The 13,693-nt window shown below is 66.8% G+C and carries 8 protein-coding genes and 1 pseudogene; 5 read left to right on the forward strand and 4 right to left on the reverse strand.

Annotation, left to right across the window (positions count from 1 at the left end; genetic code table 11):
* Positions 1-119: 119 nt before the first annotated feature.
* Complete coding sequence (locus C2R22_RS03080) at positions 120-935, reverse strand: IclR family transcriptional regulator (protein WP_103424433.1); 816 nt, start codon at positions 933-935, stop codon at positions 120-122.
* Positions 936-1,241: 306 nt separating this feature from the next.
* Positions 1,242-2,492, reverse strand: a complete 1,251-nt coding sequence (locus C2R22_RS03085; protein ID WP_103424435.1) for a Zn-dependent hydrolase — start codon at positions 2,490-2,492, stop codon at positions 1,242-1,244.
* 300 nt (positions 2,493-2,792) lie between these two features.
* On the opposite strand from C2R22_RS03085, the pseudogene C2R22_RS03090 reads away from it, so the two are divergent.
* The 4 genes and pseudogenes from C2R22_RS03090 (at position 2,793) to C2R22_RS03105 (ending at position 8,552) form a co-directional block, all read left to right on the forward strand.
* Positions 2,793-4,444, forward strand: a pseudogene (locus tag C2R22_RS03090) (ABC transporter substrate-binding protein).
* A gap of 21 nt (positions 4,445-4,465) precedes the next feature.
* On the forward strand, positions 4,466-5,425 hold the full coding sequence (locus tag C2R22_RS03095; protein WP_103424437.1) for an ABC transporter permease: 960 nt from the start codon (positions 4,466-4,468) through the stop codon (positions 5,423-5,425).
* Complete coding sequence (locus C2R22_RS03100; RefSeq protein WP_103424439.1) at positions 5,425-6,384, forward strand: ABC transporter permease; 960 nt, start codon at positions 5,425-5,427, stop codon at positions 6,382-6,384. Before C2R22_RS03095 ends, C2R22_RS03100 begins: the two co-directional genes overlap by 1 nt.
* Complete coding sequence (locus C2R22_RS03105) at positions 6,381-8,552, forward strand: dipeptide ABC transporter ATP-binding protein (RefSeq protein WP_103424441.1); 2,172 nt, start codon at positions 6,381-6,383, stop codon at positions 8,550-8,552. The genes C2R22_RS03100 and C2R22_RS03105 overlap by 4 nt, the downstream gene beginning before the upstream one ends.
* Here the strand turns inward: C2R22_RS03105 and C2R22_RS03110 are convergent.
* Positions 8,549-9,274: a DUF1028 domain-containing protein gene (locus C2R22_RS03110; protein WP_103424443.1), complete on the reverse strand. Its 726-nt coding sequence runs from the start codon at positions 9,272-9,274 to the stop codon at positions 8,549-8,551. The two genes, C2R22_RS03105 and C2R22_RS03110, sit on opposite strands and share 4 nt — an antisense overlap.
* Before the next feature lie 637 nt (positions 9,275-9,911).
* Between C2R22_RS03110 and C2R22_RS03115 the strand changes: the two genes are divergently transcribed.
* Complete coding sequence (locus tag C2R22_RS03115) at positions 9,912-11,438, forward strand: sensor histidine kinase (RefSeq protein WP_103424445.1); 1,527 nt, start codon at positions 9,912-9,914, stop codon at positions 11,436-11,438.
* Here the strand turns inward: C2R22_RS03115 and C2R22_RS03120 are convergent.
* Positions 11,435-13,678, reverse strand: coding sequence for a sensor histidine kinase (locus tag C2R22_RS03120; RefSeq protein WP_103424447.1), 2,244 nt, complete (start codon positions 13,676-13,678; stop codon positions 11,435-11,437). The genes C2R22_RS03115 and C2R22_RS03120 overlap by 4 nt on opposite strands.
* Positions 13,679-13,693 lie beyond the last annotated feature (15 nt).

Genomic DNA, 13,693 nt, shown 5'->3' on the forward strand with positions numbered 1-13,693 from the left:
TCGGCATAGTTCAATTAATTCTATCGAAATATTACCCGCCGACCAACTTCGCCGACATCCCATTACGATAGTACTGTCGTAACGCCACGACCAAACGCGGATTCGCAGAATGAGAACGATCAGATGAAGTCGGGCAGTTCCTCTTCGGACTCGGCCATGTTGATGTTGACCTCGATGACGTTGGCGGTGTTCGTCACCGTCTCGACGAGGCGTTGCTGGTACGACTCCTCGCTCATCCGGTTGACCGGCCCGGAGACGCTGATGGAGCCGAGCACCGTCCCGTGGCGGTCGAGGACCGGCGCTCCGATGGCCTGCAGCCCTTCGATTTCTTCCTCGTCGTTGTACGCGTAGCCGCGCTCGCGCACCCGTTCGAGTTCTGTGAACAGTTCCTCGGGGTCGGTGATGGTGTTCTTGGTCTTCTTGACGAGCCCGTACCGGTCGATTATCTCCTCGACGCGCTCTCGGGGCAGATGCGCCAGGATGGACTTACCCGTCGCCGAGAAGTGGAGGTAGTCCGGCCGCTGGAGCTTGCTCGTCTGGTACGTGCTGCCGACGGCCTTCGCGCCCTTCACCTTGTAGAGGTTGACGTTGAGACCGTGTTGCTCCGTCGAGAGGTGCGCGTACTCCTCGGTCTCTTCGGCGAGTTGTTCGATCTCCGGCTTCGCGATGGTGTAGAGGACGTTCTGGTTCCGGACGTACTCTCCCAGGAGGAGGAACTGCAGCGAGAGCTTGTACGTGGTCCCCTCCTTCACCACGAGTTTGTTCTCGCGCAACGTGGTGAGGTAGTTGTAGACGACGCTCTTCGAGGTGTCCAGTTCCGCCGCCAACTCGGTCACCCCGGCGCCGTCGAGCTCTTCGAGTGCTCGGACCACGTCCATCGCGCGCGAGACCGTCTTCAGGGTCCGCGGCGAACGGGCGGTCGGTCGGTCGGTCATACCCTACGTTTCGGGCTCTGTGTGTTAGCTGTTTGTATTTGCGACATTCCGAGCTATCCGCGAGCGTCCTGCTCTCTCCCCGCTCGCACCGCTTCAGAGGTGTACCCCTGAATGCTCCGGCCAACAGCCCGTGTCTCGCCCGTTCCCGTGTTCTCATTTGGTGCCTACCCGTCTCGTCCGTAACTCCGGACGCGTCCGCACGTGTGGCATTCTCGTCGGTTCGTTGCACCGGCCGTCGGGTCGATCACCGGCTCACGTCGGCCGAGAGCGCCCGAACCGACGGGGTTAGAGAAATGAGAACGCCGGTCACTCGGTCGCGAGACGCGCCAGCGCGCCGGCGAGGACGGCCGTCGCGTTGGCACAGTCCGCCCAGTCAGTCCACTCGCGTGGGTTGTGCGAGATGCCGTCGCGCGACGGCGCGAACAGGAGGGCGGCGTCGGTCACCCCCGCGATGTGCATCGTGTCGTGCGCCGCCCCCGAGTGCAGGTCCATCGTCTCGACGCCGGCGGCGACGCCCGCGTCGTGCAGCGCCGCCCGACAGCGTTCGCTCATCGGGACGGGTTCGCGGTCCCACGGTCGTTCGAGTCTGTAGTCGACCGGGCGCTCCGCGGCGATGCGTTCGAGGCTCTTGCGCGCCCGGGAGACGATGGCCTCCATCGAGCGGTACTCCACGTCGCGGACGTCGAGGGTCAGTTCCGTCCGCCCGGCGATGACGTTCGGCGCGTTCGGGTGGACGACCCCTTTGCCGACCGTTCCGACGGCCGTCTCGGACTCCTTCGTCGCCCACTCGGTGGCCGCCGACTCGACGTCGAGGACGAACTCGCTGGCCGCGGCGAACGCGTCCGACCGGTCCGTCATCGACGTCGCGCCGGCGTGGTTGGCCTCCCCGACGACTTCCACGGTGCAGCGCGTGAGCCCGGTGATGGTCGTCACGACGCCGGCCGAGACGCCCGCCGACTCGAGTCGTTCGCTCTGTTCGACGTGCAGTTCCAGCCACGCGTCCCACTCGCTCGCGTCGACGCGGCCCTCGCCGTCGAAGCCGATGTCTTCGAGCGCCGCCCCCAGGCTGATGCCGTCGTCGTCCTCGACGGCGAGCGCCTCGCTGACGTCGAGTTCCCCCGAGGCGACCGCCGACCCGAGGAGGCCGCCGTCGAAGCGCTGTCCCTCCTCCTCGGTGAGCGAGACGACTTCGACGGGACGGTCGGGTTCGACGCCGGCGTCCTGCATCGCCCGGACCGCTTCGAGGGCGGCGTACACGCCGAGCGGACCGTCGAAGATGCCGCCCTCCGGGACGGAGTCGAGGTGGCTTCCGGCGGCGACCGGTGCCTTCGACGGGTCGGCGCTGTCGGGACACCACCGGCCGACGATGTTGCCGACCCCGTCGACGCGAACCGAGAGTCCCGCGTCGCGGAGGCGGTCGCAGAACCGCTCGCGGGCCCGTCGGTCCGCGTCGGTCCCGGTCAGGACGGTCCGGCCGTGACCCGCCGGGACGTCCAGCGCGCCGAAGGCCGCGTTGGACAGGACGTCCTCGCGCAGTCGTTGCTGTTGGACCTGCATGGTCGATAGCTGTGTGATTCGCCACCGAGTATATGACTGTTTCCCAATCCGCCGAATCCGGGCGTTGCGCGCGTGTACGATGGACAATTCGAACCTACATTAACGATGTTGAAGAACCCAAGCGAACGTCCGCTCTCCTCCTTCGAACGAAGCGACGAACCGGGTTAGAGTGAATGATTACACACAAAAACGAGGAATCAACCCAAATTCGCCCGGCAATCGTGACAATACACCCGTGACTGCGCGGTTCTCGTCGGGAGTAATCAAAAGTATTATTAGCGGGTACCGGAACAACGAACTATGTCCCAAGATGGCAGTGGCGCCGACGCCAGTCACAGCGACGGCCGTCGGCTCGACAGACGGCAGTTCCTCGCGGCAGCGGCCGCCTCGGGCGTCCCGGTCGCGCTAGCCGGGTGCGCCGGCGGTTCGAACGAGAGCTCCGGCTCGTCGTCCGGCGGTTCGGGCGGCTCCGGTGGGTCGAGTTCGTCGACCGAGGGCGGCTCCTCGGGCGGGTCGGCCAGCACGGGCGGGACGCTCCAGTGGGGTGGCGCGGTTCCCGTCCAGTCGCTCGATCCGCACATCGAGAGCGCTGCGGCCTCCCAGCGCGTCCTGGAGAACATCGTCGAGGAACTGGTCCAGCTCCAGCCCGACTACTCGCTGGAACCGCACCTCGCGGAGACGCTGGAGCAGTCCGACGACAACACGACGCTGACGATGAAGCTCCGGGAGGGCGTGACGTTCCACAACGGCGAGGAGATGACCTCCGCGGACGTGCTCGCCTCGTACGAACGGGTCGCCAACGGCGAGTACCTCGCCAGCGGCTTCTTCGAGTTCGTCGATTCGATGGAAGCACCCGACGACTACACGTTCGTGGTCAACCTCTCCCAGCCGTTCGCGCCGTTCGTCGCCCGGATGGCCACGTCGGAACTGGCCGTCCTCCCGGAGGAACAGGCCGCACAGGACCAGATCGAAGAGCCCATCGGCACGGGTCCGTTCCAGTTCGACTCTCGCGAGATCGAGACGTCGTTCACGATGACGAGGTTCGACGACTACTGGGGCGAGCCCGCGAAGCTCGACCGGGTCGTGAAAAGCGAGATCACCGATCCCTCGGTCCGCCTGCAGTCGTTCCGCGCCGGCGAGTACGACTTCATCAACGGCATCCCCCGAAGGACGTCCAGTCGGTCCAGAACGACCCCTCGATTCGGTTCGAGAAGCAGTTCCCGAAGGCGCTCATCTACCTCGGGCTGAACTGCGACAAGGCCCCGTTCGACAACAAGGACGCCCGCCTCGCGCTCGACTACGCCATCGACAAGGAGGCGGTCGCCGAGGCGGCGCTGTACGGGACGGGCCGGACCACCGCGACCCCCGCCGCGCCGGGCAGTCCGTGGGTCAACGAGGACGTCCAGCCGCGGCCGCGGGACCCCGACAAGGTACAGGAGCACCTCGACGCCGCGGGGCTGTCGGACGGCTTCGAGGTCTCGTTTAAGATCCCGCAGTCGTACCCGACGCAGGTCCAGGGCGCGAAGGTCATCGCGGACCAGGCCTCCGACATGGGTATCTCGATGAACATCCAGCAGATCACGTGGAGTTCGTGGCTCTCGGACGTCTACTCGAACCAGAACTTCGAGGCGACCACCTCGTCGTACCTCGCGCTCTGGTACCCCGACGTCTCCTTCTACAAGTTCCTCCACCCCGACGGGGCGTTCTTCTTCACGGGCTGGACGAACGACGAGTACAACGGGCTCGTCGAGGAGGCCCGCACCATCTACGACGAGGCCGAGCGCGCACAGCGGTACAAGCGCGCGACCGAGATTCTCCACGAGGAGCGCGCCGGCCACCTGTTCCTCTGGTGGCAGCCGAACCTCTACGGCTCGGTCCCCGAGTACCAGGGCGACATGGGCTCGCCGGACGGGTCGACGCTCCGCTTCGCCGACAACTACTTCGAAGGATAAGCTCTCACCTCACTCACCACCATGTCGATGTACAACTACCTGGTGAAGCGACTCGGGTTCATGGCGATCACGCTCTTTTTCGTGACGCTCATCACCTTCGTCGTGACCACCATCCTCCCGGGCGACGTGGCGCTTCTCATCCTCGGACCGAACGCGTCGGAGTCGTCCATCCAGGCGCTCCAGGCACAACTCGGGCTCGACCGGCCGCTGTACGTCCAGTACGTCGACTGGGTCGTCGGCCTCGTCCAGGGGAGCATGGGGCAGTCGCTCCGTTTCGGCGACCCGGTCGTGATGCTCATCGCGGAGAAACTGCCGCGCTCGCTCCTCTTGGCGACCGCGTCGACGTTCGTCGCCGTCGTCCTCGCCGTTCCGCTCGGCATCATCGCCGCGGTGAAGAAGAACGAACTCCCGGACCTCGGCGCCTCGCTGTTCGGCTTCGTCGGCATCTCCATCCCCATCTTCCTGTGGGGGCTGGTGTTCATCCTCGTCTTTGCGGTGTGGGCCGGGTGGTTCCCCACGGGCGGGTACGTCTCCCCGAGCGAGGACCCCGTCGGCACGCTGAAACACCTCGTCCTCCCCGCGACGTCGATGGGCTTCGCGCTCACCGCGTACATCATGCGGATGACCCGCTCGTCCATGATCGAGGTCCTCTCCGAGGAGTACATCAACCTCGCCCGCGCGAAGGGGATGACCCAGCGCGTCGTCGTCCTCAAACACACGCTCCGAAACGCCATCATCCCGGTCATCACGGTCATCGCGTTCCAGTTCAGCTACGCGTTCGGTGGCGTGGTCGTCCTCGAAGAGGTGTTCTTCTGGCCGGGCATCGGCCGGCTGACGCTGACGGCCATCCAGTCCCGCGACATCCCCCTCCTGCAGGGGTGTATCATCGTCGTCGCGCTCATCTACATGGTGTCGAACCTCGCGGCCGACGTGCTGTACGCGTACTTCGACCCGCGCATCCGGTACGGAGGTGGTGAGTGATGCGGGAGGACCGGGAGCCACCGGTGCGGGAGCCGCGACCGGACGGCGGCGAGGTCACCTCGGGGTCGCGCTTTACTCCCTCGGACGCGCAGAAGGAACGCTGGCGGCGCTCCCTCCGACGCTCGTGGGAGTTCCTTCGGCAGTTCCGCCACAACGCGAAGGCGAGCATCGGGCTGGCCATCGTGCTGGGACTGCTCTTCGTCGCCGCGTTCGCGCCCATCATCGCCCCGTACCCCGTCGATCAGACGAACATTCAGGACCGCTCGGAGGCACCCTCCGTCGAGCATCCGTTCGGGACCGACGACCTCGGCCGCGACCTGTTCAGCCGCGTCGTGATGGGGTCGCGCATCTCGCTGTACGTCGGATTCGGCTCCATCACCGGCGCGCTCCTCGTCGGGACGATAATCGGGGTGGTGTCGGGCTACTACGGCGGCCTCGTCGACGAGGCGCTCATGCGGGTCATGGACGCGGCGATGTCGTTCCCGCCCATCCTGCTCGCGCTGACCGTCATGGTCGTGCTCGGCCCCGAACTGAACAACGTCATCCTCGCGCTGGCGTTCGTCTACACGCCGTACATCGCTCGCATCGGCCGGTCTGCCACCCTCTCGGAGCGCAACGAGGCGTACGTCGAAGCCTCGGTGGCGCGCGGGGAGACGAACGGCCACATCATCTTCCGCGAGGTGCTGCCGAACTGCATGGCCCCGCTTCTGGTGCAGGGCTCGCTGAACATCGCCTTCGCGATGCTGGCGGAGGCCTCGCTGTCCTTCCTGGGGCTCGGTGCCCAGCCGCCGACGCCGTCGTGGGGGCTGATGATCAACACCGGCCGCGGGTTCATGCAGAGCGCGCCGTGGATGGTGCTCGCCCCCGGCGTCGCCATCGCGATCACCGTCATCGGCTTCAACCTGCTCGGTGACGGCCTCCGAGACATCCTCGACCCGAAGGTGGACGCGATAGAATGAGTCACTCAGTGCCCCCCAATACGACCGCATCGACCGCGACCGACGGACAGGACGCCCCGCTCCTGCGGGTGGAGGACCTCCGGACCGAGTTCGCCGTCGAGGGCGGCCGCGTCGTCGCGGCCAACGACGTCTCCTTCGAACTCGACCGCGGCGAGACGATGGGACTCGTCGGCGAAAGCGGTGCCGGCAAGTCCGTCACCGCCCGGTCGCTCCTCCAGCTCATCGACTCCCCAGGACAGATCACCGGCGGGAGGGTCGTCTTCGACGGCGAGGACCTCCTCCAGCGCTCGAAAGAGGAGATGCAGTCCGTCCGAGGCAACCGCATCGCGCTCATCCCGCAGGACCCGATGACGTCGCTCAACCCCGTCCTCACCGTGGGCGAGCAGATCATCGAAACCATCACCCACCACCAGGGCACGTCGAAGCGCGAGGCCCGTCAACAGGCCATCGAGGCGATGCGCGAGGTCGAAATTCCCGACGCCGAGTCGAGAATCGACGACTACCCCCACGAGTTCTCCGGCGGGATGCGCCAGCGCGTCCTCATCGCCATCGGCCTCTCCTGTCAGCCGGACCTCATCATCGCCGACGAGCCGACGACGGCGCTGGACGTCACGACGCAGGCGAAGATACTCGACCTGCTGAACGAGTTGCAGGAAGAGCGCGGGATGGCCGTGTTGATGATCACCCACAACCTGGGCGTCGTCGCCCAGACGTGTGACCACGTCGGCGTGATGTACGCCGGCAACCTCGTCGAGACCGCTCCGCTCCGCGAACTGTTCCGGACGCCGCGCCACCCGTACACGCGCGGGCTCATCGACTCCATCCCGCACGCGGACGTCGAGTACGACCGGCTGCCGACGCTCGACGGGTCGATGCCGGACCTCGAAGCGCTCCCGGCGGGCTGTAACTTCGCCCCGCGGTGTCCCCACGCCACCGACGAGTGCCGGCAGTCGGGCGACCCGCCGCTGGAGACGGTCGAGGGCTCCGAGACGAAGGCGGCCTGCATCCGCGCGTCGGAACTCGACTTACAGGCGCGGGAGGTCTCCGAAGCGACCGCCGGCGGTTCGAACATCGACCGGAGCGGCGACCCGCTGTTCGCCGTCGACGGGCTGAAGAAGCACTTCCCGGCCGGCGAGGGCTTCCTCGACGGGCTCACCCTCTCGCGCGACGGCGGCCTCCCGAGCATCGAACGCCAGTCGGTGAAGGCCGTCGACGGCATCAGCTTCGACATCTACGAGGGCGAGACGGTCGGCCTCGTGGGCGAGTCCGGCTGTGGGAAGTCGACCGTCGCCCGCACCGCGCTGCGACTCCTCGACCCGACCGACGGCGAGGTGTACTTCGACGGTCAACCGTTACACGACCTCGGCACGTCGGAGGTCCGGAGCCTCCGCCGCGAGTTCCAGATGGTGTTTCAGGACCCGCGGAGTTCGCTCAATCCCCGGAAGTCGGTCGGGAAGATCATCGGCCGCGCGATGGAGCGCCACGACATCGCGACCGGGAAGGAGAAACGCGAACGCGTCGGCGACCTGCTCGAACGCGTCGGCCTCTCACGAGAGGCCGCGAGCAAGTACCCCCACGAGTTCTCCGGCGGGCAGCAACAGCGGGTCGCCATCGCGCACGCGCTGGCGGTCGAACCGCGGCTCATCGTCTGTGACGAACCCGTCTCGGCGCTCGACGTGAGCGTGCAGGCGCAGATCCTCAACCTCCTCGAAGACATCCAAGCGGAGTTCGGCATCGCCTACCTGGTCATCTCCCACAACATCGGCGTCGTGCGACACATCTGCGACCGCGTCGCGGTGATGTACCTCGGCGAAATCGTCGAGTTCGGCGAGGTCCCACAGGTGTTCGGCCCGCCGTTCCACCCCTACACGGAGAGCCTGCTCTCTGCGGTCCCGGCCGCGGACCCCGACACGCGGACGGACCGCATCCTCCTCGAAGGGAGCGTCCCGAGCCCCATCGACCCGCCGTCTGGCTGTCGCTTCCGGACGCGGTGTCCGAAGAAGATCGGGGAGGTCTGCGAGCAGGAGTGCCCCTCCCTCGAAGCGGTCGACGGCGACGACGGTCACCGCATCGCGTGTCATCTCTCGCGCGAGGAGATGAGCGAACCCGTCGGCGGCGAGGCGGAGTGGGAGACCGCCAGCGCGAACGCGGGCACGTCCGACGACTAGTACTTGATCCCCGTTCGGAGGAGTTCCTCGGGGTAGTTCTCGCCGACGAGTTCGTCGGTCGCTTCTCGCAGTCCGGCCTCGACCGACCGCGCGTGGTCGTACAGCGCTCGTAACTCCCCGACCGGGTCGTCGGCGCGGTCGACGCGGAGGTTGTGTGCGAGCGACGGATTCGGCGCGTGGACGAGCAGTGCCGCGCTCACCTCGCCGCGTTTGTCCCCGCCGGCGTCGTCGCCGGCTTCGAGCGCCGCGAGGAGTCGGTCGCCGAGCGGGTCGTCAGGGTCGGTGTCGGCGAACGCCTCGAAGACGCTGTCGACGACCCGTTCGCCGACGAGCATGTTCCCCGCGACGGTGACGTGCTCACCCGCGCGGTGGCCGCACCACGACACGCAGTCGTCGCCGGTGAACGTGAACGTCCCCGAGGCATCGACGCCGTGGACCTGCCGGTACCCCGCGTGGTCGTCGGCCGCGAGGAGCGCCCCGCCCGCCTCGTTGACCGCGTCGCCGTCGGCGACGCGGTCGAGCAGGTCGCGTCCGTGTTCCGTCCGGGTGAACGACTGGGTGAGAACCGCGGCGTCGGCGCTCACGTACGGGCAGGTCGCCCCGACCGCGACGATACCGGTCGCCACCGCCGTCCCGAACGTCTCGCTGGCCGAGTCGTACGCCGCGATGGAAAAAGTCCCCGGCCGTGCCTCGGCCGGGAGGTGCTCGACGATGTCCTTCATGTCCGTGGGTCGTTACACGCCGGCAAGTAGCTGTCGACGCGCTCACGTGGGCCAGAGCAACGGCCAGTTCGCCGTCTCACGTGTCTAATTAGTATCATACATAGTATTTCTACACCCGAGAGGTTCGGTCGCACGAGTTCACGCGGGATTAGATGACTTTTAAAAACGAAGCTTAAGTATTGATGAGTCTTGAGCCGCCAAATCAGATAAAATACTCGCCTGACTTCCGTGGTTCGGAGACGCGGATCGTCGTTCGGCATTGTCACTCGATACGGTCCAGAGATGACCCTCAAAACGTGTCTAAACAGACGCGAAGACAGGACGGCTCCCTCCCCCCGTGAGCGATAGTAAGACGCGAAATAAATATATCTAATTGTATCAGATACGCTCGCATCCGTCACGAGTACTTGATCGACGAGTGAAATGTTCTCACGGGACAATATATACGTCTGGCTCCCCTAGTCGTCAGACGTCGTGTACGGGAACCGAATCCCCACTCGCCCCGAGACGGGGCCAGCATCCGGTACGGGCCGCCGCGACCGACCGACGCAGTCGTCGGTGTGGCGACGGCCCTTCTCGGTCGCAGTCACCCTGTCCGTGTCGACGGACCCGGACGACAGATGAGCGGGGAGTCACGATGAGTTCCGCGACGACTCGTTCGCTCCTCGACGTGCTCTCGGACATCTTCTTCGTCTTCGACGAGGACGGCCGACTGGTCGAGTGGAACGAGGCCGCGGTCGAGGTGACAGGCTACTCCGACGAGGAACTTCGCTCGATGTCGCCGGTCGACTTCTTCGATGGAACCGACGTCGAGGCGGTCGAGCAGGCGATCGGAGAGGTGCTCGAAACGGGTGACGCGACGGTTCAGGCGGCCCTCGTCACCGCCGCTGACGAGCACATCCCGTACGAGTTCAGCGTGTCGAGAGTGATCGACGACGAGGGCGACCCGGTCGGCTTTGCGGGTATCGGGCGGGACTTCACCGAGACGCTGCGCGAGCGCGAACGGCTCCACCAGCGCGAGCGGACGCTGCGGACGATGCACGAGATAATCGCCGACCGCGATACCCCGTTCGAGGAGCAGGTGCAGGCGCTGCTCGACCTCGGTCGGGAGGTGGTCGGCGTCGAGTACGGGACGCTCTCGCGGATCCGCGGCGACGACTACGTCTTCGAGGTGGTGAGTGTGGACGACGATTCGATCGAAGCTGGCGACGTCGTCCCCGTCTCCGCGACGAACTGTGAGGTCGTGGCCACGACCGAGCGGACGCTCGTCGCGGGTGACGTCGGTCGCGACGTCGCCGACGCGGACCAGCGGGCCGGCTACACCGACTGGGGGATCGAGTGTTACCTGGGTGCGCCCGTCTTCGTCGACGACGAGGTGTACGGCACGTTCTGCCTGTACGGGACGGCTCCGCGGCCCGAGGAGTTCTCCGAGTGGGAGGTGACGCTCGTCGACCTGATGAGTCGGTGGGTCAGCTACGAACTGCAGCGGCGGTCGACCCGCGAGCGACTGAAGCGGCAGAACGAGACGCTCGAACGGTTCACGTCGATGGTCTCGCACGACCTGCGAAGCCCGCTGAACGTCGTGTCCGGTTCGCTCGACCTGGCCGAGCGGACGGGCGACCCCGAGCACTTCGAGCGGTGCCAGCAGGCCGTCGACCGCATGGACTCCCTCGTCGTCGACCTGCTCTCGCTCGCCCGCGCCGGGATGGAACTCCGTGAGGTGACCGACGTCGGCCTCGGTACGCTCGCCAGACAGTGCTGGCAGACGGTCCCCTCGTCGCGTGCGACCCTGCAGGCCGAGACGAGGGCGGTCGTTTGCGCCGACGAGACACGCCTCCGACAGCTCCTCGAGAACCTCTTTCAGAACTCGGTCGAACACTGTGTGCGAGAAGAGACCGGCGACAGGACCGACGGCGAACACGTCACCATTACCGTCGGCGACCTCGACGGCGGCTTCTTCGTCGAGGACGACGGCCGGGGTATCCCACCGGAGGAACGCGACCGCGTCTTCGAGAGCGGGTACTCCTCGCGGCGCGAGGGGACCGGGTTCGGGCTCGACATCGTCCGGCGCGTCGCCGACGTCCACGGCTGGGAGGTCACGCTCACCGAGAGCGCCGAGGGCGGAGCACGGTTCGAGTTCACCGGCGTGGCGACCGCGGGTTAGTCTCCCGACGTCTCGTCATCGACAGCGTCCTCGATGTCGACGCCGCGGAACTCGAACCGGGCACCTCCGGTCTCGCTCTCGGCCGCCGTGACCGTCCACCCGTGTGCCTCAACGATGCGTCGAACGATGGTCAGACCGAATCCCGTCCCGCCGGCGGACGACTTGTGTCCCGGCTCGAAAACCGTCTCACGTTCCGGTTCGGGGATTCCGGGCCCGTCGTCCGCGACGTAGAGACCGTCGTCGCCGAGGCGGCCGACGCGGACGGTCACGCTCGGTTCCCCGTGTCCGACGCTGTCGTCGGCATCTGGCCGACTGCCCGTGGAACCGTGGTCGACGCTGTCGTCGGCCCCTGACCGACTGCTCGTCGAGCCGTGTTCGACCGAATTTCGGAACAGGTTCTCGAAGACGTGTCTCAGCCGGTCCCGGTCGCCGTGGAGGGTGAACTCGTCGTCGACTTCGAGGATCGCATCGGCCACGTCCACGGTTCCCCAGCACTGGCCGGCCAGCCCGGTGATGGAGATGGGTTCGGTCTCCGCGACGGTCTCGCCGTGTCTGGCGAGCGTCAGCGTGTCGTCGACGATGGCCTCGATGCGCACCAGCGACCGCAGGACGGGCGGGAGGTGTTCGCTCTCGGACCCCGCATCGAGCAGTTGCACCCGACCGAGCGCGACGCTGAGCGGGTTGCGGATGTCGTGTGAGATGACGCTCGCGAACTCGTCGAGCCGCGCGTTCTTCCGGCGGAGTTCCCGCTCGTGCTCGACCCGTTCGGTCACGTCGCGCGCGATGCCGACGACTCGGGCGACCTCGCCGTCGACGACGACGGGCGCGAGCCGGGTCTGCCAGACGCCGTCGACGTCGGGAGGCGTGACCGACTCGTCGTACGTGACGGCCGAGCGCGTCTCGACGCAGCGTCGGTAGTGTGTCTCGGCCACCCTTCCCGTGTCCTCGCCGAGCACCTCACGCGGGGTCCGCCCCTTGACCGCCGCGGTCGTGAGCCCCGTCCGCTCCTCGTGCGACGGGTTGAGCCGGCTGTAGCGGAACACCGGGTCGCCGTCTTCGGTCTCGACGTCGACCAGGAAGATGCCGTCGTCGGCGTTCTCGAACACGGCCTCGTACTCCTCGGACAGCGCCCGCCGCTCCTGCGCCCGTCGCTTCCGTTCGGCGATGTCTCGGGTGACGACGACGAGTCCCTCGATGTCGCCGTCAGCAGGGCGCACGCAGGTCGATTCGAGCCACACCCACGACCCATCGGCCTGTCGGCCACGATACTGACAGACGTACTTCTCCCCGGGGTTCGCGAGCGCCCGCTCGAACGTCCGCTCGGCTTCGGCCCGGTCGTCGGGGTGAATGCGCTCGAACGCGCTCCTGTCGACGAGCGACTCCGGCGGGACGCCCCCTTCCTGATACGCCGCCGCGCTGCTGTACTGGATGACGCCGTCTTCGTCGACGACGCTGATGGTGTCGGAGCTGTTCTCGACGAACGCGCGGACGCGTTCGAGTTCGCGCTCGCGCTCCTTGCGCTCGGTGATGTCCTGAAAGGCGCCCCGGAGGACTCCACCGCTTTGCCCGTCGGCCGAGACGACCTCCCCGTGGGTCCGAACGTCGCGGATCTCGCCGTCGGTGCGCACGATGCGGAGGTCGAGGTCGAACCGCTCGCCGTGTTCGAGTGCGTCCTCGACGGCCGCGGCGATCACGTCGCGGTCGTCGGGGTGGTAGAAGTCGATCGCCTCCGACACCGTCGGCTCGTACGAGTCGTCAACGCCGTGGATGGCGCGGACGCCGTCGGACCAGAACAGCCGGTCGGTCGCCGGGTCGTACTCCCACATCCCGACGTCGATCAGACCCTGAACGCTGTCGAAGAGGTACTCCTGTCGTTCGAGTTCGCGTTCGCGCCCCTTGCGCTCGGTGACGTCGATGAGCGCGAGCGACAGGCCGCCCTCGTCGGGATGGGCTCGGATTTCGAGCCACCGGTCCCGTTCGGCGTCGTAGTGCTCGAACGTGGTCCGACTCCCCGTCTCCATCGCCGTCTCGAGTCGTTCCTCGACGTCGGTGTCGCCGCCGAACGACCCCGACACGGTCGTCCCCTCCAGTTCGTCCGGGCTCCGACCGAGCAGCTCCGCGGCCGCCTCGTTGACGACGGTGTATCGAAGGTCCGCGTCCAGCGCGGCGACACCGTCGGTGACGCGTTCGAGCGCGTCACAGAGAGCGAGGACGCTCTCGGTCGAGTCCTCCCGAGTCATGTGCCGTGTTATCCA

Source organism: Salinigranum rubrum (assembly GCF_002906575.1).
GTDB lineage: Archaea > Halobacteriota > Halobacteria > Halobacteriales > Haloferacaceae > Salinigranum > Salinigranum rubrum.

What these genes read in the sequence shown, in the direction of transcription:
- C2R22_RS03080 (WP_103424433.1), bottom strand. Translation starts at nt 935, where the DNA reads ATGACCGACCGACCGACCGCCCGTTCGCCGCGGACCCTGAAGACGGTC.
- C2R22_RS03085 (WP_103424435.1), bottom strand. Translation starts at nt 2,492, where the DNA reads ATGCAGGTCCAACAGCAACGACTGCGCGAGGACGTCCTGTCCAACGCG.
- C2R22_RS03095 (WP_103424437.1), top strand. Translation starts at nt 4,466, where the DNA reads ATGTCGATGTACAACTACCTGGTGAAGCGACTCGGGTTCATGGCGATC.
- C2R22_RS03100 (WP_103424439.1), top strand. Translation starts at nt 5,425, where the DNA reads ATGCGGGAGGACCGGGAGCCACCGGTGCGGGAGCCGCGACCGGACGGC.
- C2R22_RS03105 (WP_103424441.1), top strand. Translation starts at nt 6,381, where the DNA reads ATGAGTCACTCAGTGCCCCCCAATACGACCGCATCGACCGCGACCGAC.
- C2R22_RS03110 (WP_103424443.1), bottom strand. Translation starts at nt 9,274, where the DNA reads ATGAAGGACATCGTCGAGCACCTCCCGGCCGAGGCACGGCCGGGGACT.
- C2R22_RS03115 (WP_103424445.1), top strand. Translation starts at nt 9,912, where the DNA reads ATGAGTTCCGCGACGACTCGTTCGCTCCTCGACGTGCTCTCGGACATC.
- C2R22_RS03120 (WP_103424447.1), bottom strand. Translation starts at nt 13,678, where the DNA reads ATGACTCGGGAGGACTCGACCGAGAGCGTCCTCGCTCTCTGTGACGCG.